The 22,601-nt window shown below is 32.9% G+C and carries 29 protein-coding genes and 1 riboswitch; of the genes, 24 read left to right on the forward strand and 5 right to left on the reverse strand.

Annotation, left to right across the window (positions count from 1 at the left end):
- Nucleotides 1-79: 79 nt before the first annotated feature.
- From rsmG to NOU10_RS03530, 9 genes are all read left to right on the forward strand, one after another.
- Complete coding sequence (gene rsmG, locus NOU10_RS03490; protein ID WP_044005487.1) at nucleotides 80-805, forward strand: 16S rRNA (guanine(527)-N(7))-methyltransferase RsmG; 726 nt, start codon at nucleotides 80-82, stop codon at nucleotides 803-805.
- Nucleotides 806-835: 30 nt separating this feature from the next.
- Complete coding sequence (noc, locus tag NOU10_RS03495; RefSeq protein ID WP_034982451.1) at nucleotides 836-1,678, forward strand: nucleoid occlusion protein; 843 nt, start codon at nucleotides 836-838, stop codon at nucleotides 1,676-1,678.
- 17 nt (nucleotides 1,679-1,695) lie between these two features.
- Entirely contained in the window at nucleotides 1,696-2,463 is a 768-nt protein-coding gene (locus tag NOU10_RS03500; protein WP_255905996.1) for a ParA family protein, read from the forward strand.
- The gene (locus NOU10_RS03505; RefSeq protein WP_255905997.1) at nucleotides 2,453-3,328 is read left to right on the forward strand and encodes a ParB/RepB/Spo0J family partition protein; all 876 of its coding nucleotides are present in this window, start codon (nucleotides 2,453-2,455) and stop codon (nucleotides 3,326-3,328) included. Before NOU10_RS03500 ends, NOU10_RS03505 begins: the two co-directional genes overlap by 11 nt.
- Before the next feature lie 16 nt (nucleotides 3,329-3,344).
- A complete protein-coding gene (locus NOU10_RS03510) occupies nucleotides 3,345-3,539 on the forward strand; it encodes a DUF951 domain-containing protein (protein WP_003704318.1) in 195 nt (64 codons plus the stop codon).
- A 17-nt stretch (nucleotides 3,540-3,556) separates the two neighbouring features.
- Nucleotides 3,557-4,657 (forward strand): redox-regulated ATPase YchF, encoded by a 1,101-nt coding sequence (ychF, locus tag NOU10_RS03515; protein WP_003701082.1) that lies wholly within the window; start codon nucleotides 3,557-3,559, stop codon nucleotides 4,655-4,657.
- A gap of 29 nt (nucleotides 4,658-4,686) precedes the next feature.
- Nucleotides 4,687-5,433, forward strand: coding sequence for a DUF1129 domain-containing protein (locus tag NOU10_RS03520; protein ID WP_003704334.1), 747 nt, complete (start codon nucleotides 4,687-4,689; stop codon nucleotides 5,431-5,433).
- A 29-nt stretch (nucleotides 5,434-5,462) separates the two neighbouring features.
- Nucleotides 5,463-6,509 (forward strand): hypothetical protein, encoded by a 1,047-nt coding sequence (locus NOU10_RS03525; protein ID WP_255905999.1) that lies wholly within the window; start codon nucleotides 5,463-5,465, stop codon nucleotides 6,507-6,509.
- Between the two features lie 64 nt (nucleotides 6,510-6,573).
- Nucleotides 6,574-7,218 carry a hypothetical protein gene (locus NOU10_RS03530; RefSeq protein ID WP_255906000.1) on the forward strand — a complete coding sequence of 215 codons (645 nt, stop codon included), beginning with the start codon at nucleotides 6,574-6,576 and terminating at the stop codon, nucleotides 7,216-7,218.
- 112 nt (nucleotides 7,219-7,330) lie between these two features.
- Here NOU10_RS03530 and NOU10_RS03535 read toward each other — a convergent pair whose 3' ends face one another.
- On the reverse strand, nucleotides 7,331-7,969 hold the full coding sequence (locus NOU10_RS03535; RefSeq protein ID WP_191981195.1) for an alpha/beta hydrolase: 639 nt from the start codon (nucleotides 7,967-7,969) through the stop codon (nucleotides 7,331-7,333).
- A 249-nt stretch (nucleotides 7,970-8,218) separates the two neighbouring features.
- On the opposite strand from NOU10_RS03535, the gene NOU10_RS03540 reads away from it, so the two are divergent.
- The 10 genes from NOU10_RS03540 to NOU10_RS03585 all read left to right on the forward strand — a co-directional run bounded on the left by NOU10_RS03540 (nucleotide 8,219) and on the right by NOU10_RS03585 (nucleotide 15,405).
- The gene (locus NOU10_RS03540; RefSeq protein ID WP_255906001.1) at nucleotides 8,219-8,425 is read left to right on the forward strand and encodes a hypothetical protein; all 207 of its coding nucleotides are present in this window, start codon (nucleotides 8,219-8,221) and stop codon (nucleotides 8,423-8,425) included.
- Nucleotides 8,426-8,474: 49 nt separating this feature from the next.
- Nucleotides 8,475-8,753, forward strand: coding sequence for a type II toxin-antitoxin system Phd/YefM family antitoxin (locus NOU10_RS03545; RefSeq protein ID WP_069468921.1), 279 nt, complete (start codon nucleotides 8,475-8,477; stop codon nucleotides 8,751-8,753).
- On the forward strand, nucleotides 8,753-9,118 hold the full coding sequence (locus tag NOU10_RS03550) for a type II toxin-antitoxin system YafQ family toxin (protein ID WP_069468922.1): 366 nt from the start codon (nucleotides 8,753-8,755) through the stop codon (nucleotides 9,116-9,118). Before NOU10_RS03545 ends, NOU10_RS03550 begins: the two co-directional genes overlap by 1 nt.
- Before the next feature lie 374 nt (nucleotides 9,119-9,492).
- A complete protein-coding gene (locus NOU10_RS03555) occupies nucleotides 9,493-10,362 on the forward strand; it encodes a hypothetical protein (RefSeq protein ID WP_003705496.1) in 870 nt (289 codons plus the stop codon).
- 231 nt (nucleotides 10,363-10,593) lie between these two features.
- Nucleotides 10,594-11,460, forward strand: coding sequence for a metal ABC transporter solute-binding protein (locus NOU10_RS03560; RefSeq protein WP_118272785.1), 867 nt, complete (start codon nucleotides 10,594-10,596; stop codon nucleotides 11,458-11,460).
- Between the two features lie 2 nt (nucleotides 11,461-11,462).
- The gene (locus tag NOU10_RS03565) at nucleotides 11,463-12,131 is read left to right on the forward strand and encodes an ATP-binding cassette domain-containing protein (RefSeq protein ID WP_003701086.1); all 669 of its coding nucleotides are present in this window, start codon (nucleotides 11,463-11,465) and stop codon (nucleotides 12,129-12,131) included.
- Nucleotides 12,124-12,924, forward strand: a complete 801-nt coding sequence (locus tag NOU10_RS03570) for a metal ABC transporter permease (RefSeq protein WP_003705492.1) — start codon at nucleotides 12,124-12,126, stop codon at nucleotides 12,922-12,924. Before NOU10_RS03565 ends, NOU10_RS03570 begins: the two co-directional genes overlap by 8 nt.
- A gap of 76 nt (nucleotides 12,925-13,000) precedes the next feature.
- Nucleotides 13,001-13,102: riboswitch (THF riboswitch) on the forward strand.
- 61 nt (nucleotides 13,103-13,163) lie between these two features.
- Entirely contained in the window at nucleotides 13,164-13,706 is a 543-nt protein-coding gene (locus NOU10_RS03575; RefSeq protein ID WP_069468925.1) for a folate family ECF transporter S component, read from the forward strand.
- A 69-nt stretch (nucleotides 13,707-13,775) separates the two neighbouring features.
- On the forward strand, nucleotides 13,776-14,570 hold the full coding sequence (thiD, locus tag NOU10_RS03580; RefSeq protein WP_255906003.1) for a bifunctional hydroxymethylpyrimidine kinase/phosphomethylpyrimidine kinase: 795 nt from the start codon (nucleotides 13,776-13,778) through the stop codon (nucleotides 14,568-14,570).
- A gap of 55 nt (nucleotides 14,571-14,625) precedes the next feature.
- Nucleotides 14,626-15,405, forward strand: a complete 780-nt coding sequence (locus NOU10_RS03585; protein WP_255906004.1) for an NAD(P)H-dependent oxidoreductase — start codon at nucleotides 14,626-14,628, stop codon at nucleotides 15,403-15,405.
- Nucleotides 15,406-15,450: 45 nt separating this feature from the next.
- Here NOU10_RS03585 and NOU10_RS03590 read toward each other — a convergent pair whose 3' ends face one another.
- The 3 genes from NOU10_RS03590 to NOU10_RS03600 form a co-directional block, all read right to left on the reverse strand.
- Nucleotides 15,451-15,837: a MerR family transcriptional regulator gene (locus NOU10_RS03590; RefSeq protein WP_255906005.1), complete on the reverse strand. Its 387-nt coding sequence runs from the start codon at nucleotides 15,835-15,837 to the stop codon at nucleotides 15,451-15,453.
- 70 nt (nucleotides 15,838-15,907) lie between these two features.
- Nucleotides 15,908-16,564: an HD domain-containing protein gene (locus tag NOU10_RS03595; RefSeq protein ID WP_255906006.1), complete on the reverse strand. Its 657-nt coding sequence runs from the start codon at nucleotides 16,562-16,564 to the stop codon at nucleotides 15,908-15,910.
- Between the two features lie 78 nt (nucleotides 16,565-16,642).
- A complete protein-coding gene (locus tag NOU10_RS03600) occupies nucleotides 16,643-16,807 on the reverse strand; it encodes a hypothetical protein (protein ID WP_255906007.1) in 165 nt (54 codons plus the stop codon).
- Nucleotides 16,808-16,994: 187 nt separating this feature from the next.
- Here NOU10_RS03600 and NOU10_RS03605 point away from each other — a divergent pair, with 187 nt between their 5' ends.
- The 3 genes from NOU10_RS03605 to NOU10_RS03615 all read left to right on the forward strand — a co-directional run bounded on the left by NOU10_RS03605 (nucleotide 16,995) and on the right by NOU10_RS03615 (nucleotide 19,766).
- Entirely contained in the window at nucleotides 16,995-18,350 is a 1,356-nt protein-coding gene (locus tag NOU10_RS03605; protein ID WP_034982328.1) for an MDR family MFS transporter, read from the forward strand.
- Between the two features lie 89 nt (nucleotides 18,351-18,439).
- Nucleotides 18,440-19,105, forward strand: coding sequence for an HAD family phosphatase (locus NOU10_RS03610; protein ID WP_081509946.1), 666 nt, complete (start codon nucleotides 18,440-18,442; stop codon nucleotides 19,103-19,105).
- A 16-nt stretch (nucleotides 19,106-19,121) separates the two neighbouring features.
- On the forward strand, nucleotides 19,122-19,766 hold the full coding sequence (locus NOU10_RS03615) for a YigZ family protein (protein ID WP_255906008.1): 645 nt from the start codon (nucleotides 19,122-19,124) through the stop codon (nucleotides 19,764-19,766).
- A 35-nt stretch (nucleotides 19,767-19,801) separates the two neighbouring features.
- On the opposite strand, the gene NOU10_RS03620 is transcribed toward NOU10_RS03615, so the two are convergent.
- A complete protein-coding gene (locus NOU10_RS03620; protein WP_255906009.1) occupies nucleotides 19,802-20,458 on the reverse strand; it encodes a CPBP family intramembrane glutamic endopeptidase in 657 nt (218 codons plus the stop codon).
- A gap of 232 nt (nucleotides 20,459-20,690) precedes the next feature.
- On the opposite strand from NOU10_RS03620, the gene NOU10_RS03625 reads away from it, so the two are divergent.
- A complete protein-coding gene (locus NOU10_RS03625) occupies nucleotides 20,691-21,503 on the forward strand; it encodes a DUF4422 domain-containing protein (protein WP_255906010.1) in 813 nt (270 codons plus the stop codon).
- A gap of 79 nt (nucleotides 21,504-21,582) precedes the next feature.
- A complete protein-coding gene (locus tag NOU10_RS03630; protein WP_255906011.1) occupies nucleotides 21,583-22,593 on the forward strand; it encodes a glycosyltransferase family A protein in 1,011 nt (336 codons plus the stop codon).
- Nucleotides 22,594-22,601 lie beyond the last annotated feature (8 nt).

Here is a 22,601-nt window from a genome sequence, read left to right on the forward strand (position 1 = left end):
CAAATAAATTAAACTTAACTTGATATGTGAAACATGTCAGCGATGCCGTGTTTCACAAAATTTTGCAAGGAGTAATTTAATGACACCAGAAGAATTCCGTCAAAGTTTAGCAGAACAAGGATTGAATCTAACAGATGAACAAATGCAACAGTTTGAGCTGTATTATGAATTTTTAGTTGAAACCAACAAAAATTTGAATTTAACAGCAATCACTGAAAAAAATGAAGTGTATCTAAAGCATTTCTATGATTCTTTATTATTAGCTTTGACAGTAAAGGATTTACAAACAGAAGAGTTGAGTTTATGCGATGTCGGAGCAGGAGCAGGTTTCCCATCTTTACCAGTCAAAATAGCATTTCCACAATTGAAGATTACAATAGTTGATTCATTAAATAAGAGAATTAAATTTTTACAAGAATTAACTCAAAAACTAAATTTACAAGATGTTCATTTTCATCATGCACGTGCTGAAGAATTTGGTGGTAAACGAAGTGTTCACCGCGAACGCTATGATCTTGTAACAGCTAGAGCAGTAGCTAGAATGTCTGTATTATCAGAATTATGCTTGCCATTAGCTAAAGTTGGTGGAAGATTTATAGCTTTGAAAGCACAAAAATCAGATGAAGAGTTGAAAAATGCTCAAAAAGCAATCGAAGTTTTAGGTGGAAAAGTAATAGCAGATTACGCTACAGAATTACCACAAATTCATGATGAACGTCATATTATTGTTGTTGCAAAAGAGAAAGAAACCCCTAAAAAGTACCCTAGAAAAGCAGGAACACCAGCGAAATCTCCGATTGAATAAAGATTAGTCGCGAAAAGGGAGTGATTCGGGATGGCATTTTCATTTTTTAAGTCTAAAAAAGAAGAGAAAGTAGAAGACGATACACAAGAAAAGGTTCAAGAATTGCCAATTGAACAAGTAGAAGTTAATGAAGATCAGCCAAGACAAGTTTTTTCTGAAGAAAGTATCGCTGAATTAGCTGAAACTATCCAATCTCATGGCTTGTTACAACCAATTATTGTTAGGCCAATTGGTGACAATAAGTATCAGATTATTGCGGGGGAAAGACGTTATCGCGCGATTAAAAAGTTAAATTGGCAAAAGATTCCAGCAATTGTGAAGAAAATGGACGAAAAAGAAGCTGCTTCAATGGCAGTTATTGAAAATCTACAACGTGAAGGGTTAACTGCAATCGAAGAAGCTGAATCCTATCGAAAATTGATGGATTTAAATCAACTTACACAGTTAGAATTGGCACGAGCAATTGGAAAGAGCCAAGCTTTTGTAGCTAATAAATTAAGGTTATTAAAGTTATCTCCATTAGTACAAAGAGCCATTTTACAAAGAAAGATCAGTGAACGACATGGTAGAAGTATTGTTTCTTTACCAGAAAAGAAGCAAGTAGAAATCCTAAAAAAGATTGTAGATAAGAAATTATCTGTCAAAGAAACTGAAAAGATTGTAGCTCAGTTGAAGACTCCACCTGTTAAAAAAGAGAAAAAGAAGACTAATCGCAAAGGAACAGCATTAGATTGGCGCTTAGCCGAAAATACAATCAAAGAGTCAATTAAATTGGCAAGTGAAAATGGAATCGAATTAAAAACTAGTGAAGAAGATCATGGTGAATTTCACCGGATTATTATCGATATTCCAGTTAAATCAAAGAAGAAATAAGGAGGCACCAGAGTTTAATGGGAACAGTTATTGCAATTGCCAACCAAAAAGGTGGCGTTGGTAAAACAACCACAAGTGTTAACTTGGGTGCTTGTTTAGCTAGAGCAGGACAAAAAGTATTGTTAATTGATACTGATGCCCAGGGGAACGCAACAAGTGGTATTGGTGTAAGAAAACACAATATTGAAAATGATGTATATGATGTGATTGTTAGTGAATTACCGATTAGAGAAGCAATCATGCCTACTTATATCGATAATTTAGATGTTGTGCCGGCAACAATTCAGTTAGCCGGAGCAGAAATAGAGCTAACAGCACAAATGGCTCGTGAAAAGAAATTGTATGATGCAGTTCAAGATGTTAAAGAAGAGTATGACTTTATTTTAATTGATTGCCCACCTTCTTTAGGACTATTAACAATCAATGCTTTTACAGCCAGTGATTCAATTTTAATTCCAGTTCAAAGTGAATATTACGCTTTGGAAGGATTGAGCCAATTGATGAATACTATTCAACTTGTTCAAAAACACTTCAATCCTGATTTACAAATTGAAGGTGTATTAATGACAATGTTGGATGCAAGAACTAATCTAGGTAATCAAGTTGTTGAAGAAGTAAAGAAATTCTTCAAAGAAAAGGTATATAAAACAGTTATTCCAAGAAATGTTAGATTATCTGAAGCACCTAGTCATGGAATGTCAATTATTGATTATGATCCTAAATCACGAGGTGCAGAAGAGTATGAAGCTTTAGCCAAGGAGGTGTTAAAGGCTCATGGCAAGTAGATCTAAAGGACTAGGACGAGGAATCGATGCTTTATTCCAAGAATCTAAAGAAGAACAACAACCAGATGAACAAGTGGTAGAACTTGAAATTAGTGAGATTAGACCTAATCCCTATCAACCACGTAAAACTTTTAATGAAGAGGCATTAGAAGAATTAGCAAAATCGATCAAGAAATCTGGAGTTTTTCAACCAATTATTGTGCGTAAATCTTCAGTTAAAGGATATGAAATCATTGCTGGTGAACGTCGCTATCGTGCATCTAAGTTAGCTAAAAAGACAGAGATTCCAGCAATAGTTCGTGAATTTAACGAAGAACAAATGATGGAAGTGGCAGTGTTAGAAAATCTTCAACGAGAAGACTTAACACCACTAGAAGAAGCAGAAGCCTATAACACTTTGATGGAAAAATTGAATTTAACTCAAACTCAAGTATCAGAGCGACTAGGAAAATCTCGTCCATATATTGCTAATTATTTGAGATTATTAGGTTTACCAGGTAAAGTAAAACTAATGCTACAAGATGGAAGCTTATCTATGGGACAAGCTCGTACTTTATTAGCAGTTAAAGATGAACAAAAATTAATAGAATTAGCTGAAAAAACTGTTAAGGAAGGCTTAACTGTTAGACAATTAGAACAGTTAGTAGCACAAATTAATGGTAAAAAGCCAAAGAAAGCTAAGAAACAAGCTAATCCATATGAACCTTACATTAAGCAAACAGAAAACTTACTTCAAGAAAAATTTGGAACAAAAGTTGCTGTTAAAGCTAACTCTAAGAGTGGTAAGGGAAAGATTGAAATTGATTATTTAAGTATTAATGACTTCAATCGGATTATGGATATTTTAAAAATTAAGTTAGACTAGTGAGAGGATGAGGGCGATGTACGATTTACATGATATTGTTGAAATGAAAAAGAAACATCCATGTGGGGTAAACCGCTGGGAAATTGTACGAATGGGTGCAGATATTAAAATTAAGTGTACTGGTTGTGGTCGTCTGATTATGATGACTAGACGAGACTTTGAAAAACGTATGAAAAAAGTTCTAGAAAAAGCAGAACAAGAAAATAATTAGAAAGAGTGATTTAAGAAATGGCATTAACAGCAGGTATTGTTGGCTTACCTAACGTTGGTAAATCAACATTGTTTAACGCAATTACAAAAGCAGGAGCAGAAATGGCAAACTATCCATTTGCTACAATCGATCCTAACGTAGGGATGGTTGAAGTACCAGATAGTCGTTTAGCAAGAATTGATGAAATTATTCCTGCTAAAAAGATTGTACATACAACATTTGAATTTACCGATATTGCGGGAATCGTAAAAGGTGCTAGCAAAGGTGAAGGTTTAGGAAACAAGTTCTTGGAAAATATTCGTCAAGTAGACGCGATTGTTCATGTGGTACGTGCTTTTGACGATGATAATATTACACACGTGGCAAACAAAGTTGATCCTTTGGAAGATATTGATACTATCAACATGGAATTAACTTTAGCTGACTTGGAATCTGTAAATAAACGTTATGCTAGAGTAGAAAAAGTTGCTCGTACTAAGGATAAAGATGCTGTGGCTGAATTTGCAGTTTTACAAAAAATTAAGCCAGTTCTTGAAGAAGGTAAGCCAGTTCGTAGTATTGAATTCAACGATGAAGAAAAGAAGATTGTTAAGGGCTTATTCTTATTGACTTCTAAGCCAGTATTATATGTGGCAAACATTGCCGAAGAAGATATGGCAGATCCAGAACAAAGCGAATACTACCAACAAGTTAAGAAGTTCGCAGAAGATGAAGGTTCTCAAGCATTAGCTGTATCTGCAAGAACTGAAGAAGAAATTGCTGAACTTCCTGATGATGAAAAGCAAGAATTCTTAGAAGCTGAAGGTGTAGAAGAATCAGGTTTAGACCGTTTAATTCGTGCTTCTTACAAGTTATTGGGTCTAGCAACATTCTTCACTGCTGGTGGTAAAGAAACTCGTGCATGGACATTTAAGCGTGGTATGAAAGCACCTCAAGTTGCAGGGGTTATCCACTCTGACTTTGAACGTGGATTTATTCGTGCAGAAACTGTTTCTTTCGATGATTTAGATAAGTACGGCAGTATGCAAGCTGTTAAAGAAGCTGGTAGATTGCGTCTTGAAGGTAAGGAATACGAAGTTCAAGACGGAGATATTATCGAATTTAGATTTAACGTCTAATAGCGTAAGAAGGGAAGATTTTTAAATAGATGGCTGAAGAAAAAACAGTTCGTGAAAAGAATCAGGAAGCTGCCAAGAAACAAGCTGAAGCAGTTTCTCAACAAAAGAATAAACAAATCATGGAATTCAATGAAAAATTTGAAGGTTTAACAAAGCGTAATCAAGACTACATGTTCCATTTAAATAAGGCGTTAGCTGAAAAGAATTATGCAGAACGTGAAAAAGTTGTTAGTGAAATGTACAATGAATTGATGGAAAAACAAAAGCAAGGCGTTGTAGCTAACAAGTTATATGGAACAGTTAATGAAAAGGTTGAAGCAATTCTTGCTGGTCCTAAGAAAGAACCTAAGATGCCTACTTTATGGGAATTATCACTTGATAATGGATTGATGATGTTAGCTTTATTCTGCATCATGTACGCTTTCTTAGGTATGTTCTCTAAGAGCAATCAAAATGCAGCAAATGGTGGAATAATCACATTGATCGTTACATCTATTGTTGCTGGTGTTGGTTTAGGTTATTTCTACCGTGCGATGATGCCAGGCCAAAGCAAACGTCGTGGTTGGTTAAACATTATCTTTATGATCGCAATCTTAATGGTAGTATGGGTAGCAGCATTCGGTATTGTTGCAATTATTCCACCAACAATTAACGTTGTTCTTCCACCATTAGCTTATGCAGTGCTTGCTGTTGTTGCTTATGGTGTTCGTTGGTACTTAAAGAAGAAGTTAAACTTTATTAGTCCAGCAGATTTTAGAAGAAATAGCCAAAACTAATACGAATTATAAGAGGAAGAATGTAACAAATGTTGAATTCTAAACGTAATAATATATGGATAAATCTAGGGATAATTTTATTTTTTTGTTTATTTACGTTATTGCTAACTGGTATCTTTATAAAGAAAAATTTACTTTATCCTAGTGCAGATTCAGTGTTTCATTTTTCAAGAGTTGAAGAAATCTATAATAATTTGAAGAACGGAGAAGGTATAACATATATAGCTAGTCATACGTTTAATAGTACTGGGGTAGCATCATTTCTATTTTATCCAACGGTGTTTTTATATCCATGGGCGTTGTTAAAATTCGTATTAGCCCCTGTAACTGCATTTTATGTATGGTTTAGTATAATGATGTTACTAACGATGGTAGTAGCTTATTATTCTATGTATATTTTTTCAAATAATAGATATAGATCGATATTATTTTCTATAATGTATGTGATAGCTCCATATCACTTATTTTTAGGAATATATAACTTCACTTTAGGAGAATTTATAGCATATACTTTTATCCCAATCGTTTTTGTAGGATTACATCAAGCTTTAACTGATGGAAAATACTGGTATTTATTGGGAATAGGTTGGTCTTTATTGATATATAGTCATATTGTTAGTACATATATAGCTTCGTTAACAATAGCGATAGTAAGTTTAATTTATATGATAACTAACATTGACAAGATAAAGAGAGTCATCATAAATTTGGTGAAAAATGGAATTTTAGCACTATTATTATCTATGGGAATAATTATTCCATTTATAACTGATTATATAAATCAAGGAATATCCGCACCAAGAAAGGATTTTTACTTCCTTGAAAGTTTCCAAGAATTATTTTTAAGTTCTATAGTTAACATGGCTAATGATAATAAGTCGTTGGGGATAATTGTAATAGCGACAGTTATAATAGGTTGGTGGTTTATAAAAAGATCAAGAACAGTAGAAAAAATAAGTTATCTATTAGGAATAGTTTTTATGCTGATAACTACTACAATAGTTCCGTGGGAAATGATGAGAAGTACACCACTAAGAAATATTTTGGGGGTTATACAGTTTCCTTATAGATTTTAACTCATATACAATATTCTTTGTTTTAGTAGTGACTTCACTAATTTTTAGTAATTTATTACAAAACATGAAGAAACAAGTAAGAATATTGACGTTAGCTTTAGTTGTTTTTGGATTATTTGTGAGCTATGTAGGGTCAATTTCTGATGTTTATTCAAGGATAATAACTGCCCCACAAACTAGTTTATCTAAGGCAAAGCAGACAGCACAAATATTACCAAATGCAGTAGTTGATAATGATAGTTATAAAAATATGTTTAGCTATGTAATGACATATGGAGAAGCAGACTATTTCCCTAAGACATCATTTGATGGGGAAATGAATGCGTCAGCAGCCATTTTACTAAGTTATCCTAAAATAAATAGTATATTATCACATAAACTAATTGTTAATGGCAAAGAAAGGGTAGGGATACCTATTAGCGAGCCTAATCGAGTGATATATAAGATTAAGTTAAAAGAAAAAGCTGTCGTGGATGTACCTGTTGTAGCGTATAAGCATACACAAGTTATTTTGAACGGTAAGTCAAGTAAATATACTGTTAGTTCAAGAGGTACTGTACAGGTTTTAGCTAAAAAAGGTAACAATCAAATAGAAGTAACATATCGACCAAGTAAGCTATTTTTTGTAGGAATAGCAATATCCATTTTAACATGGGTTGCTTTATTGATAATTTGGATGATTAAAAAATTGCAAGATAATAATAAATAAGGCAGGAGAAACTAATTTTTAAAGAAATTAAGTTATCTATGCCAATAAAAAATCGTCAAAGATTTATAGTCTTTGGCGATTTTTGAATTTTTAGACTTTTTTGGTCTTACTTCTAGTTTTTTATAGTTTTAAGCCACTTAATAAGAATCTGGGCGACTTGTTTTTGTTGTTCAGAATTAGAAATTTTAGTGGTTTTATCCCCTTTTTGATGACCATAAGAACCAAAGCCACCATGATTTCCACCGGAGATGGTTGAAAAAGTCGTATCTTTTGGTAAGTACTTTTTGTTAGCGTGATAATTAGTCCAATTTAGTACACCATCTTGACTGGCGGTGACTGATAGTACTGGAAGTTGGCTGTGGTCAAGTCGGCCTTTTTGATCGGCATAAGCAGCCAATAAAAAGAGACCTTTTAAGTTGGTTTTATCTGCTTTGGCAGCGTAGCGAGCAGCTATGGCTCCACCGAGTGAATGGCCTCCGATAACGTACTTTTCATGGGGACCAACTACTTGCTTAGCCTGATTAGGAGCAAGAACGGCTAAATTCAAGGGAAAATGGACAATCTTGACAGTATATCCTTCTTTAGAAACTTGATAAGCCCAATTGGCGTAACTATCGGGTTCAACTAAGCCTCCTGGGTAAAAGACTAATGTTAGCTTGCTATTTTTTGCTTTAAAGGTGGTCACATTCTTAGTTACAGTTGCATGCTGACTAGCTTGTTTAGCTGAACTAGTAGGTTGGTAGGTGTTCATGTGGAGAAAAGCTCCAGCTAAACCTAGTAGCAGTGCAAGTATAAGCAAGACCCCTAAGAAATAGTGCTTATATTTATTGCGGATCGGAGTCACTTAATACATCCTTTCTGTTTTAGTATAGTTAATGATAACTTTTTTTGAATTTTGGTTCAATCTAATATGGACTGTGAATTAAGTGAGAGCATAGCAGAATTTAACTAATTTAAATATATGAAATATTGTTTATCAGAAATTAAGGAAGATGATTAATTGGTGCTTAAAAATAAATTAAGTTGGATTATTGGTTTTAGTGGTGGTATTTTAGCTGATGGACTATTGAGAATATTAACCGGTGAGGAAGGAAATCTTTTAGTTCATTCTGTCATTTTTGGATTTTTTGCTAGGCTATTTTTTACAGGAAGTAAATTGTTTTTGAGATTATTCAAGAAATATTTCAAGAATAAGAATTTTCAATAATTATGACAAAATAAAGTACAATATTAAGTACAAAGAGGGGTGAAGGGTAATAACAATAGCATTAACTCAAAGCGATTTTAGAGCTCATATAAAAAAGTATTTAGATCAAGTAAATGATGATGACGAAACGGTATATATAGCTCGGTCGAATAGTCGTAGTGTTGCGGTAATTTCTCAAGAAAAAATGTATTGGATGGAAAAAGCACTTCAAGTAAAAGAAGATACTTTAGAGTATGCAATTGCTCGTGATCAATTGATTAAAAGACATGTCCTGCCTGATGATCCGATTGTTGAATCTAACAATAATTATTGGGAGCAGTTTAAATAATGGTAAAATTAAAATTTCGACCACGTGCAACATTCAATGCTGATTTAAAAATACTTGGTCGCTTAGACCCAACGATTATTGATGAAGTTAGAGCAGCTATTGATGAAATATTGGGAACTAGAACGTTACCAGATGAATATAATGATCACCCATTAGGGCGAAAGTTAGCTGGTTATCGAGAATTTCATGTTAGAGATGCATCTAGTGGTGAGAAACCAAATGATATAAACGATGTCTTAGTTATTTGGTATATTGAACGTGATGAATTGGTTGCAGTCGGTGTTAGGGTAGGATCTTATAATCGACTTTTCCCTAACCAAAATAGCTCAAAGAAATATCGCAAAAATAAAAATCTTAACAAATAAAGAGACATGCTAGTTGGCACGTCTCTTATTTTGATTATTTACTTTTACTATGCGAACGAATAAATATGTAAAGCCAAGAAATTGCTGCTAGTAGAAGCGAAAAATAGCTTAAAGTAGTTGGAAATCTTGGTCTGATAAGTACTCCAGTATAGGTAATTGTTGTAAACTGGGCACATGTCCATGAAATAAAAATACTCGCTCCCAAGAAAAGCAAAGGTATTTTATATTTTTTCATACGTACAGTTTAACACTAATTTTCAGTTTAAACATTAAGAATTGTAGAAACTCTGTTAATAGTTTTCTTTAAAAATAGTTTCTAACAAGGTATTATAGATATTGAGAAGTTTTTCAAGATAAAGTGGGAGTGTTTTTTTATGAAGAAAAGTATCAAAGTATTTATGGCTACATTGGTAGCATTAACATTAGCTGCTTGTAGCAATGAAAATAATAAAAAATCTAGTTCAACGGAGACGAAAACATCACAAAAATCAAATATTTCTAAGAAATCTGAAAAAGCAGAAGAAAATAGTGAAAGTTCTTCAAGCTCCTCAAGTTCTGAAAACTCTAGTAGTGAGACTAATTCATCGAGTCAATCTGGTCCACAACAAGCTAAAGTTACAGGGGATAACAATACCCAAAGAATGGCTCAAATTGCAGGAGCATTAAAGTACTTTTTAGGGAAAGATGCCTTAGTTCCAACTAAAGCAGGTATTAATAGTGGAATAGTAAATGCCTACTACACTGGAGATGGTAATAATTTTTCTGTTTATTATATTAAAGATACAGAAGGAAAGAATTTTAATGATCCTAGTTTAAAAGATAAAGTATCATATATAACATTTTCCAAGAAAACTTACGGTTCTGAAGAAGAAGCTGAACAAGCTGTAAATTACATTTCAGGCGAGTCAGAAATGGGTCTACCTAAGGTTCCATTAAGTGGAAATGTAAATGCTACATTGAATTCTGGTGCTGGACAAAGATATCTACACTGGAATTCTGGTAAATGGTCAGTAACAATTCATGGTACAGCCGGTAAAGATCCTGTTCCTACAGGTCGAAAGGTAGTTGCCTTATTAAATAATGCCTACTTACCAGCTCCTGATTCTAGAGGTGCAGCCAGCTTTACAGCCGGTTCTGGTTCTGGCAACCAAAAGATTGAATGGAATAGTGGTAAGGCTGTATATACTATAAAGGGTTCTAACATTAATTCTTTAATTGAATTAGCGGGATCAATTCAAAAATAATCATCAATTATCAGCGTTAGTAGTGACTAAATAGCTACTAGTGCTGTTTTTTATATATTTTTCAAAATTTTTAAATCGTAATGTAGAAATAAAAAATCCCCAAATAATAGTAAATTAGAATTTCTAAATCGTAATAAGCCGAAATGCTGCTATTTCAAGCAGTTGACAAGTTAATTTTATTTTATTAGGATATAAAAAGTAATGATTACTATATAAGAAAGAGTGATTTTTTTGAAAAAAATACTAAGTTTAAGTTTAGGAATAATTGCATTATGCTTATTCTTCCTACCTAGTAATGTTAGAGCAGATAAAATAAAAGTTGTAACAACGACAGATTTTTATGGACAAGTTGCAGAAGAAGTTTTGGGCAATAAAGGGAAAGTAACTTCAATTATTAATAACCCTAGTGTAGATCCACATGATTATGAGCCAACTACACAAACAGCTAAGCAAGTTTCAAATGCAAATATTGTTATTTATAATGGATTAGGATATGATTCATGGATAACAAAACTTAGTAATGGCAAAAAGAAGATAGATGTTGCGGCAGATGTAATGCATGCTAAGGATGGGGATAACGAACATTTATGGTATAACTCAAAAACAATGGGTAAGCTTGCAGATTATTTAGTTAAGGAATATGCGAAGCTAGATCCTAAAAATGAAACTTACTATAAAAAGAATGCAGAAAAATATAAACAAAAATTAACTAAATTACAAACTTTAATTGCAAAGATTAAGAAAAATAGTGATAATAAGGAAGTTGCAGTAAGTGAACCTGTTTTTGATTATGCTTTAAAAGATATGGGATATAAGATTGCTAATAGACATTTTGCTAAAGCTACAGAAGATGGTAGCGATCCTTCCTATAGTGATATTAAGAAATTACAAAATGATATTAAACACAAAAAGATAGCATTTTTTGTAGAAAATACTCAATCTGATAGTAAAGTAATTTCAAGTATTGTTAGTCTATGTCAAAAGTATGATGTTCCAGTTATAAAAGTGACTGAAACAACACCTAAGGGAAAGGATTACTTACAGTGGATGAGTTCAGAATATGAACAAGTTCTAAAAATTCAAGAAGACAGGAAGTAATTATGGAAAATATAGTTTCAGTTGATGGTCTGAATATAGATTTGCCTGATCGTCGTTTATTTGAAAATTTAGCCTTTGATATTCCTAGAGGGGCTTTAACATGTATAACTGGAGAAAATGGTGTTGGAAAAACAACATTAGTTAAGCACTTATTACGTGATTTAAAAACTAATTCGCATAACCATTTTGTTAAATTTACTATTGAACGTGATGAAGCTTTCTATATGCCACAAATTAGAAATATTGATGAGGATTATCCTTTAGCAATTAAGGATTTTGTATCATTGGGTTTTAAGCATCGATTATTACCATGGAATACAGTAGTAATGAATGATAAGTTAAAACAGATTTTAAAAGAAACAAAACTAGAAAATCTAGCTAAAAATCCACTAGGTAAATGTTCTGGTGGTGAAAAACAAAGAACATACTTAGCACAAGCGTTATGTTCAGATCCCAAATTATTGATCTTAGATGAGGCGACTGCTAATTTAGATCAATCATCTAAACATGAACTGATGCGACTTTTAAAAAAGTTGATGCCAATTCATGGAATTACAGTATTATTTATTACACACGACGCAGAGTTAATAGAAGATTATGCAGATTATGAATTACATTTAGAAAATAAATCAGGTAAATTGATGAAGAGAGAGGCGAGATATCGTGTTTGATTATGATTTTATGCGTTATGCATTTATTGCAGGGATTTTTATTGCCTTAATTTCTTGTGTGATGGGAGTCTTTGTGGTTGCACGTCAAACTTCTTTTTTCACGCATACATTATCTGAAATCGGATTTTCAGGAGCAGCATTTGGAGTTTTTGCAGGTATTTCTCCATTGACAGGGATGCTAATATTTACGATGACATCTGCTATTTTTGTCGGATTATCTGGAGAAAAGGTAGGTAGACGAGAAGCATCTATTTCGGTGTTCTCCGGCCTATTCTTAGGGTTAGGTATCTTATTTTTATCTTTGTCCGATAAGCAAGCGAGTTATGCAACCAATATCTTATTTGGAAGTATTGTGGGAATTGATATTAATAATTTGTATACTTTAATAGGATTGAGTGTACTTTTATTAATCGTTGTTAGTGTTCTTTTTAGAAGATTAGTTTATAATTCTTTTGACTCTCAGGGAGCTGAATACAATCAACGATATAATCAAATTGTATCAATCATATTTTTAGTGTTATTAGCATTAACTATTAGTATTACAGCACAAATTGTAGGAGCTTTATTAATTTTTGTTTTACTAACAATACCTGCTTCTGCCGCTAAGTACTTTGCACATACACTTTGGAAAATGATCGGTCTAACATTTATTTTTGTATTAGTCGGAATCTGGTTAGGTTTGTATCTAAGTTTTGTTACAGACTGGCCAGTAAGTTTCTTTATTACAGTTATCGAAGCACTATTTTATGGGGCTGCCATCGTTAAGGAAAGAATGTCCGCTTCTAGATTATAAAAATAAATTCATGTTTTTAGTAATGTTCGGATATAGATACTAGGAATTAGATGTGTTTCGTGGTATAGTTAGGACCTAAGGGGTAGGAAATCTTGCGTAACGGACTAATGGAACGGAATGTGAACATTAGTAGATTAAGTCTAATATGACTTAGCGTTTGGTTTCCGCATTCACCATCAATAATTTAATATCAGTGGTGCTTGTCTCTACCCTAAAAAATTATTAGGGAGATGTCTATTATGACACTATTATCATGGAAAAGTCCGAAATTAACCGCCCGGACGATAGCAATGGCGGCAATTTTAATTGCGATGCAGATTGTCTTATCTAAGCTTTCAATTGGACCTGACAATCTAGTTAAGTTTTCATTTGGCTTTATCGCTACAATGTTAATGGGTTATTATTTAGGCCCATGGTTGACAGGTGTAGCAATGGCAATAAGTGATATTCTGACTAACAGTGTTTTTTCAACGGGTGGTAATTTCTTTATAGGCTTTACTTTCAGTGCAATTATTTCTGGGATAATCGCCGGAGCATTTTTGTATAACCAAGAGATAACATTGAGAAGATTATTCATTTATGAGTTTATACAAACTTTGATTACGAATATTTTCTTTACAACTCTTTGGATTCATATTATGTATAAAGCACCTATTATGGCTTTGTTAGCTGTTCGAGTACCTAAGAACATTATTACGTGGATTGTGTATTCAATTGTAGGATTTTTAGTTTTACGTGCAGTTTCAAGGTTAAATTTACGTAGCAATGATAATACGTATTAATAAGTGAATTTGATGCCAATGAGAAGTAATTCTTGTTGGCTTTTCTTTTAGAGGAAAGGGGATTTTCCAATGGTAAATGAATATCCGCAAGTAATGACAATTGCTGGTTCTGATTCAGATGGATCTGCAGGAATGCAAGCTGATATGAATACTTTTTTGGCTCGCAAAGTATATGGCACTTCAATTCTAACAGCCGCAGTTGCGGGGAATTCTTATGGAATCCATGCTAGTCATGCTTTACCAGTTAATTTTATTAAAGCAGAGTTTAAGGCAATTGCAGATGATTTTAAAATTTTAGCAACTAAAACAGGAATGTTAACAGATACTAAAACAATTCATGCAGTAATTGAAAGTTATCAAAAGTATAACTTTGGACCATTAATTGTTGATCCAGTTATTATTACTAAACATGGAGCGATGTTATTGGAACAAGAAGCATATGAAACAGTACGCGATGAATTGATCCCATTAGCAACAGTCATTACACCTAACTTTTACGAAGCACAAAAATTAGTAGAGTCTGGACTAGAAAGTGAAGCTGAAATTGTTGAAGCAGCTGAAAAGTTACAAGCTATGGGTGCTAAAAATGTAGTTATTAAAGGTGAGCATAATGGTAACTCTGAAACTGTTAAAGATTATGTTTTACTCGAAGATGGAAAGAATTTTTGGTTGGAAGATGAATATATCGATACAGAACATATTAATGGAACTGGTGATACTTACTCAGCATGTATAGCTGCGGAACTTGCTAAAGGAGCAAGTATTGAGGAAGCAATAAGGATATCTAAAAAATATACTCATGACGCAATTAAAAATGAGATAGCAGTGGGTCACAAGTTTGGACCGATTAATCATTGGGTATAGTTAAAAGATCACGTCAAATTAATGTTATAATAAAAAAAGTAACATTAATTGGGACGTGATTTTTTTGAAAGTACTAGGTATTTTAGGTTCGCATAAATGTAATGGGGTTACTAGAATGATGCTGGATACAGTTTTTAATGGAATTGAAGATTCAAATGAAGTAGAGTTACTCAATCTGAATGATTATCAAGTTAAGCCACGTATTCCAGGTGAAGATAATCCAACGCTAGATTTGATAATTGAAAAGCTCAAGGCAGCTGATGTATGGATTCTGGCAGCTCCTACATACTGGGGTGGACTATCTGGAGTGATGAAGAATTTTTTAGATTGTATTAGACAAGAAATTTTACGATTTGATCGAAAAGGTGATCCACATCCTATTCCAGAATTTGCACATAAGCATTACATTACATTGACAAATTGTTACGTAGGCAAAGCAGAAAATATGCTGACTGGAATGACAGACTCAGCTTTTAGAACAATGGATAAGGCGATGACAACAGCTGGTCTAATTAAATTAGGTGAAGGGGTTCAAACTGCGACTTATGGTTTAAAACAATTGACCGACAAAAAACAAGCAGAACTAGAAAAATTAGGCAACAAGATTAATCGAACACAGAGAAAGGATGACCAAACCTTGAAACGTTATATTGAATTGTTCTTTATTGTAGCAGCGATGGCATTAATAACAATGGTAATTCAAGCAGGAATATTAAAGCTATTAGGACAAGCACTTAGTTTTTGGACAAATTATATTTCCTTTGTCTTGATATTCTTTATTTTATTAGCAATTACGCTCCATTTCTTTACAGTAGTTAAACATAAAAGAAAATAATATAATAACCCATGGAGTCAATCTGATTTCATGGGTTATTTATTACTATTCTGATAACTTCAAATCATCCGCAACTTTAGTAAGTTTAGATTCGTAGATATCAATTTTATGCTGCAAGTAGGCTTTAGTTTCTTGAAGATTAGCAATTCTTTCATCTAACTTTTCAGCCTCTTCTTCCAAAATTTTTTTACGTGCTGGAATAGTACGATCATCATTCAATGAGTAAAGATGAACGTATTCATGTAGACTTTCGATAGATAAGCCAGCATGACGCATACATTTGATGAAGTCTAATCTTTGGATGTCTAAGTCGGTAAAATCACGTACACCATTTTTGTTGCGATTAATAGGTGGAACAAGTCCAATGCGTTCGTAATAGCGGATAGTATTAGGAGTGATCTCTAACTGTTCACTAACTTTTTTGATATTCATATTAACTACCTCGTCTATAATTCTTACTGTCTAAAGTTTACACCTTGGAGCAGACTCTAAGGCAAGGATTTTAAGCAAGAGAATTCCATTCATTTTTAAATTCAGTTAGAAAATCAAGCATGACTTGTTGGCGATGTTCAGCAATTTTCTTAGCAGTTAGGGTATTTAACATATCTTTCAACTTCAAGAGTTTTTCGTAAAAGTGGTTAATGATAGTTTCATCATCAAGGTTACGGTATTCTTCTCTAGTCATATTGGTGCGTGGAGCTAATACCGGATTATAGATTTTTTCGCCATGATGACCACCGTAATAAATTGCTCGAGTGATGCCAATTGCGCCAATCGCATCTAGCCAGTCAGCATCTTGTACAATTTGTCCGGATAGGGGAAGTTGGAAGTCATCATCTTGTAATGAATGTGCAAAAGACATATGTGTGATGATAAAACTAATTTCTTCAATTTGTGCTGAAGTAAATTCTAAAGATGCTAGAAATTCTTGAAGTTCGGCCAAAGCAGATTTTGGATCAGAGACAAGTTTATCATCAATCGTATCATGTAGATAAGCGGCAGCTAGTGTAACTAACTTATCGGCAGCTTCACTTTCTAGAATTTTTTCTGCCATAGTTACAACACGCTTGATATGATCATAGCCGTGTCCGGTTTTATCAGTTCCTAATTTTGATTTAGTATATGTTTTAATTTGAGATAATTTGTTAAATTCATCCACTTAATGAATCACTTCTTTCCTAGGAAATATTGTAGCCAAAAAAAGAAGTTGAATTTATATCCAACTTCCACGTGTTTATTATAATCTGAAAGAAAGCTTAGGTCTAGGAATAATAAGCAAGGCGATAATTAGAAGGATAATATCGATGTATTTTTTAGCATCATACTCGCCTAAATAACCAGAAAACAGCACAAAAATCATGATACCAACTGAGAACAATAACCGTAGAGTCTTACCATTCATAATTATCACCATCCTTAAAAAGCTATTCTATTCATATAAATTATAGCATAAAATTATCATCGTTGGGAACCGTTTACATTTAAAAATGAGAATAATAAAGATTTTATTTACAAAATTACTAATTTACAAAATTTCTAAATAGAATTATGATAATAGTGTAAAATTTATTGAAGAGAGTTGAGAATATATGATGACTAAAGCCCAAAGAAAAGCTTTTGTATTTACTTTATTGTTAGGAACTTTTACTATGTCGATTAGTCAGTCCTCTTTATCGACAGCTTATCCTACTTTAATGAAGTTTTTCAATGTAGATGCACCAACGATTCAATGGTTAACAACCGGTTTTATGCTGATTATGTGTATCATGATGCCGGTTAGTCCTTGGTTGTTGAATAATCTATCTTTTAAGAAAATGTACTTAACGGTACTAGCAATCTTCGAATTAGGAACATTGATGATTATTTTGGCTCCTAATTTTCCAATCGCTTTACTAGGAAGAGGTCTAGAAGCAGTTGCGGTAGGTATTTTATTTCCATCTTATCAATCAGTCTTAATGACAATTACCGCTAAAGAAGGACGTGCTGAAGTCATGGGATTGGCTGGTTTAGTTATGGGATCAGCCTTAGCTTGTGGGCCAATTATTTCAGGTATTATTTTAAATTATATTAGTTGGCAAGGCTTGTTCTGGTTCTTCTTGTTAGTAATTGCGTTAATCTTTGTCAGTGCGATCTTTAATATGCGCGATGTAATGGAACGTAAAGAAAGCCAGTTAGACTTCATCTCCGTTATCTATTCACTTAGCTTTATCGGATTGTTGTATTTTGTAAATGAATTAGGCACTAAGCAGTTAACTTTGCCATTATATTTGATTTTAATTGTTAGTGTAATCTTGTTCATAGCCTTCATTTTGCGTCAATTTAGAGTTAAGGATCCCTTACTTCAATTGCGAGTTTTGAAAGTAGCGAACTTTGATATTGGCGTTCTATTAACAGGTTTTGCTTACATTTCATTGATTGTAGTAACAATCGTATATCCATTGTATTATCAACGAATTTTGCATGTTAATCCGTTAGTGTCAGGTTTAGCATTAGTTCCACCAGCAGCTTTATTGAGTATTTTGAATCTAGTTTCCGGTCGTTTAGCTGACAAAGTAGGATTTAAAATCACACTGTTGATAGGTATGGTAATGCTAGTTGTAGGTTGGGCAATTCTATTTATCTTCAGCTACCATCTAAATGTACTGGGAATGATCCTAATTGCCTGTATCATTGAAGGAGGTAACGCCTTTGTCATGATGCCAGCGACAACTATGGGAGCCAACTCACTTCCTGAAAATATGATTCCTCATGGAACTGCGATAACTACGACTGTACGTCAGTTGTTAGGTAGTCTAGGGGTAGCTTTGGCGATGATTATTATAGTAGCTGGCGGACACACATTAAGTGAAATAATTGGTTATCACTATGCCTTTGGATTTTTCTGCATCTTGGAAATTGTAGGATTAATTTTGGCAATTATCTTGCGTGATGACAGTAAAAAATAACGAATAGAACATATCCTGCGACCTTTCTAGTGAAATTTGTTAGAATGATAATAGTAACTTTTAGATATTAATCATGGAAGGGTAGGACTATGAATTTGGATTTAGTAATATTTGATATGGATGGCGTTATTTTTGATTCAGAAAAAGTTTATTTTGAAGCTAATCAAATAGCTGCTGATAAGCTTGGCATGGATTATTCGTTAGCTTACTATAAGCAGTTTATTGGTGCGGGAACAGATGCGATGAGAGAACAAATGATTGAGGATTATGGTGGCGATGCTCAACTCATTGATGACTTTTTGCGTATTAGTGAAGAAAATGTTCATCCTTTAGTTGAAGCAGGAGAATTGAAATTAAAACCGGGTTTCGTAGAGCTATCACAATATCTTCAAGCAAATGACATTCCTTATACTTTAGCTTCAAGCAACTACAAAAGTGAAATTGAATTTTTCTTAGAACATACAGATGTTGATCCAGCAGCTTTTAAAACGATTATTTCTGCAGATGATGTAGCTGAGGCTAAACCAGCACCAGACATATTTAATAAAGCTTGGAAGAAGAGTGGCGCACCTGCTAAAGAAAAAACGATAGTAATAGAAGACTCTTTTAACGGAATTAAAGCTGCTAATAACGCTGATATTCCAGTAATCATGGTTCCTGACATCATCCAGCCAACAGAAGAACAAAGAAAGACAACAGTAGCTGTTTTGGATGACTTGATTTCTGTGCGAGAATATCTAAAAAATAATTATTAGAAAAGGACAGTCTATTTTGAAGAAACCATACTTAACAATTAAAGAAAACGGTGAAGCAACAATTGAAATAAAGAAGTCAGAATTTATCTGTTCCTTAGCTCGAACGGAGACTGAAGAAGAAGCAAGAGCATTTATAGATAAGATTAAGACTGAACATCGTAAAGCTACACATAATTGTTTTGCTTATATGATTGGATTGAATGATGAAATTCAACGTGAAAGTGATAATGGTGAGCCTTCTGGAACTGCAGGAATACCGATTCTAGAAGTGTTGAAAAATCTTGAATTGCACAATGTAACAGCAGTGGTTACTCGCTACTTCGGTGGTATTAAACTTGGTGCCGGTGGTCTAATTAGAGCTTATAGTAATGCGACTTCTAATGCCATCGAAAAGGTTGGTGTAGTAAGGAAGGTTGTTCAAACAGAATTATCATTGAAGGTAAGTTATTCTGCCTGGGGTAAACTGCAAAACTATCTTGAAAATAATCAGGTAAATGTAAGTGATACGGTATTTATGACTGATGTAACAGCAGTAGTTTATGTTGATACGCCAGAAGTTGAATCTTTTACTGCTACAATTGTTGATTTGATGAATGGACAGGTTGAAGTAGAAGAGGGCCAGGAAAAATATGTCGAAGTGCCATATGAACTATATAAATAAAAATGAGGTTGGGATTTGAGTCCCAGCCTCATTTTTTAATTGAATAGCACTGAAATAAATGGAGCGTTATTTAAGATATGAAGGGTTAAACTGTTAGAAAGATTTTTAGTATGTACATAGACATAAGCTAAAATCCAGCCCATTGTAACGTAAATTAAAGCAGAGATGAAGTTTGTACTAGAATGCATTAAACCAAAGATAACACCACTAATAGCAACTTGCCAAAATGGTTGGTTTTTGAAGAAGAAACTAGTAAATACACCACGATAAAGCAATTCTTCGGTAATTGGTACAAGTACAACTACTAATATAGTCATTAACAAGGCGGTTTTATCAGTAACTAATGAATTGATAGCTTGATCATTAGCACTAATTGTTTGATGATAAAACTTCGTCATTAAAGTCAATAGAATACCCTTAGCGAGAATCATGACAACATAAGCTGCAAGAATGAATCTTATGTTTTTTCCAGTAACTTTTTTAAATGGAGATTTACCAGTTGTTCGTTTAACGGTGTAAAATAATATTCCAATTAGTATTAAATAACATACAATAATAAGTGGTGCAATTATCCATATTGGATAACGTGCAACAATTTGACCACTAATGAGTGGTAATAATGGTAATTGTGATAGCAAGATAAAAATGATAAATAAACATATCTTACCAATTAATGATAAAAAATTTCGCATAAAATACCTCACTTTCGTATAGATATATCTTACTAGATTTGGATGGATTAGTGAAATATCCTTTAATAAAGTTTAAAGAATAATATACATGACAAAATTTTTTAAATACAATTTGCTAATATTATGATATAGTAGTGAAGGTAGTAATTAATTTTCTGAAATTGATTACATGATAGATTTCTTAATGAAATTTTATTTATATTATTTGTATATCTAAGTGAGGAGAAATCTCTTGGAAAAAAAGGTAGAAGTAGTGATTGCTACTCATAAAAAATATGAGATGCCTACAGATGATTTATATTTACCAATCCATGTAGGTGCCGAATTAAATAAAGATAAAGACTTAGGATATCAAAAAGATAATGTTGGAGATAATATTTCTGATAAAAATGATAGATATAGTGAACTAACGGCTCTATATTGGGCTTGGAAACATGTGGATGCAGAATACATTGGTTTGGCTCACTATAGACGTCATTTTGGTGGAAAGAATTATCATCATGGTAAAGATAGGCTTAAGTGGGTAGTTACAAAAGCTGAATTAGGACCATTGCTAGATAAATATGATGTGATATTACCTAGAAAGAGAAGATATTATATTGAAACTCTGTATTCACATTACAAGCACACACACTATTCCAATCAGCTAGATGTAACCTTTGATATTATCAAAGAAAAATATCCAGAATATGCTGATACATATGAAAAGATAATAAATAAAACTTCGGGATATATGTTTAATATGGTTATTATGAGAAAAGATTTGCTAAATGCCTATTGTACATGGCTATTTGATATCTTATTTGAACTTGAAAAACGTCTCGGAAATCAAAATTTAGATGCATTTCAACAACGATTCTATGGACGTGTAAGTGAAATTATCTTTAATGTTTGGCTAGAAAAACAATTTGAAGACAATGTTATTGATAAGAAACGTGTCAAAGAGCTACCAATTGTATATGTAGAGGGAGTAAATTGGTGGAAGAAAGGTACAGCATTTTTAAAAGCTAAATTCTTTAATAAGAAATATGAAAATAGCTTTTAAACTTTACTAATAAGGGGAGAAGAGCTAGCAAGTTTGCTGGCTTTTTGTTTATTAATGCAAAAGATTAGGATGTGGAAATATGGGTATCACATTTTCTTTTATAATACCTACATATAATTCGAAAAAGACAATTATTAGGGCGATTGAAAGTATTATTAAACAACTAGATAAATCAGATTATGAAATTATCATAGTTGACGATGGCTCTCAAGATGGAACGGTTGAGTTGGTGCATAATTTTATGAAAGATAATAGTAGTATACACTTTACTAGTACAATCGGTGGCGTATCTTTCGCAAGAAATAAGGGAATTAATCAAGCACAAGGTGAATATATCTTATTTTTAGATTCTGATGATTACTACTTAGAAGGATCATTAAAGAATTTAAAAAATATAGTTGCGCAAAGTAATAGTGATTTGGTGATATTCAACTTTGAACATGGCAATACACCAGTATTACTAGCGGAAGTACCTAATACTAAAGTTGAAGCTTTATCTGTAATGTTGAGTAATCCAACTAAGTATATGACGGTTTGGGGAAAAGTTTATAAAGCTGAAACGGTTCATGAAAATAATATAAAGTTTAATGAGAATTTGAAATTATCAGAAGATAGTGAATTTTTAGTAAGGTATTTACAAAAATGTAAGAAGATAACTTCTAATAACACTATTTTGTATCATTACTCAATAGATAATGTTTCGGTAATGAGAGGAAAGAATAAGCAAAGTAAGATTCCAGGATATTTGGAGTCTTTAAAGGTTGTACAAGAAGATATTTTTAATAATACTCCGGAATTAAAATCAGCATTTTATCAATATACAGTAATTCAAATGAATATCATGATGGTCAGAGAGATATTTAACTATGGTGATAATAGTGACTTTAGTTCTAAAGTACGCAAATCTAATGAGTTACTAAAAAATAAAATAATTAATGAAGCTATTGATCAAATGAAGGTAAGGGATTGTATGTCACCAAGATTTTTACCAGTGTTTTTCATTAAGTTGGGAATGCGACCTCTAGCTAGATTGATGTTTCGATTACGAAGTTGGAGTAATTATAAGAAGGAATCGAATAGAGTTAAATAGTATATTTA

The organism is Ligilactobacillus sp. MP3 (assembly GCF_024436335.1).
GTDB classification, from domain to species: Bacteria; Bacillota; Bacilli; order Lactobacillales; family Lactobacillaceae; genus Ligilactobacillus; species Ligilactobacillus salivarius.

What these genes read in the sequence shown, in the direction of transcription:
- NOU10_RS03510 (WP_003704318.1), top strand. Translation starts at nt 3,345, where the DNA reads ATGTACGATTTACATGATATTGTTGAAATGAAAAAGAAACATCCATGT.
- NOU10_RS03550 (WP_069468922.1), top strand. Translation starts at nt 8,753, where the DNA reads ATGGTAAAATTAAAATTTCGACCACGTGCAACATTCAATGCTGATTTA.
- thiD (WP_255906003.1), top strand. Translation starts at nt 13,776, where the DNA reads ATGGTAAATGAATATCCGCAAGTAATGACAATTGCTGGTTCTGATTCA.
- NOU10_RS03520 (WP_003704334.1), top strand. Translation starts at nt 4,687, where the DNA reads ATGGCTGAAGAAAAAACAGTTCGTGAAAAGAATCAGGAAGCTGCCAAG.
- NOU10_RS03505 (WP_255905997.1), top strand. Translation starts at nt 2,453, where the DNA reads ATGGCAAGTAGATCTAAAGGACTAGGACGAGGAATCGATGCTTTATTC.
- ychF (WP_003701082.1), top strand. Translation starts at nt 3,557, where the DNA reads ATGGCATTAACAGCAGGTATTGTTGGCTTACCTAACGTTGGTAAATCA.
- NOU10_RS03620 (WP_255906009.1), bottom strand. Translation starts at nt 20,458, where the DNA reads ATGCGAAATTTTTTATCATTAATTGGTAAGATATGTTTATTTATCATT.
- NOU10_RS03575 (WP_069468925.1), top strand. Translation starts at nt 13,164, where the DNA reads ATGACACTATTATCATGGAAAAGTCCGAAATTAACCGCCCGGACGATA.
- NOU10_RS03605 (WP_034982328.1), top strand. Translation starts at nt 16,995, where the DNA reads ATGATGACTAAAGCCCAAAGAAAAGCTTTTGTATTTACTTTATTGTTA.
- NOU10_RS03590 (WP_255906005.1), bottom strand. Translation starts at nt 15,837, where the DNA reads ATGAATATCAAAAAAGTTAGTGAACAGTTAGAGATCACTCCTAATACT.
- NOU10_RS03565 (WP_003701086.1), top strand. Translation starts at nt 11,463, where the DNA reads ATGGAAAATATAGTTTCAGTTGATGGTCTGAATATAGATTTGCCTGAT.
- NOU10_RS03530 (WP_255906000.1), top strand. Translation starts at nt 6,574, where the DNA reads ATGAAGAAACAAGTAAGAATATTGACGTTAGCTTTAGTTGTTTTTGGA.
- noc (WP_034982451.1), top strand. Translation starts at nt 836, where the DNA reads ATGGCATTTTCATTTTTTAAGTCTAAAAAAGAAGAGAAAGTAGAAGAC.
- NOU10_RS03630 (WP_255906011.1), top strand. Translation starts at nt 21,583, where the DNA reads ATGGGTATCACATTTTCTTTTATAATACCTACATATAATTCGAAAAAG.
- NOU10_RS03600 (WP_255906007.1), bottom strand. Translation starts at nt 16,807, where the DNA reads ATGAATGGTAAGACTCTACGGTTATTGTTCTCAGTTGGTATCATGATT.
- NOU10_RS03525 (WP_255905999.1), top strand. Translation starts at nt 5,463, where the DNA reads ATGTTGAATTCTAAACGTAATAATATATGGATAAATCTAGGGATAATT.
- NOU10_RS03610 (WP_081509946.1), top strand. Translation starts at nt 18,440, where the DNA reads ATGAATTTGGATTTAGTAATATTTGATATGGATGGCGTTATTTTTGAT.
- NOU10_RS03535 (WP_191981195.1), bottom strand. Translation starts at nt 7,969, where the DNA reads ATGAACACCTACCAACCTACTAGTTCAGCTAAACAAGCTAGTCAGCAT.
- NOU10_RS03555 (WP_003705496.1), top strand. Translation starts at nt 9,493, where the DNA reads ATGAAGAAAAGTATCAAAGTATTTATGGCTACATTGGTAGCATTAACA.
- NOU10_RS03500 (WP_255905996.1), top strand. Translation starts at nt 1,696, where the DNA reads ATGGGAACAGTTATTGCAATTGCCAACCAAAAAGGTGGCGTTGGTAAA.
- rsmG (WP_044005487.1), top strand. Translation starts at nt 80, where the DNA reads ATGACACCAGAAGAATTCCGTCAAAGTTTAGCAGAACAAGGATTGAAT.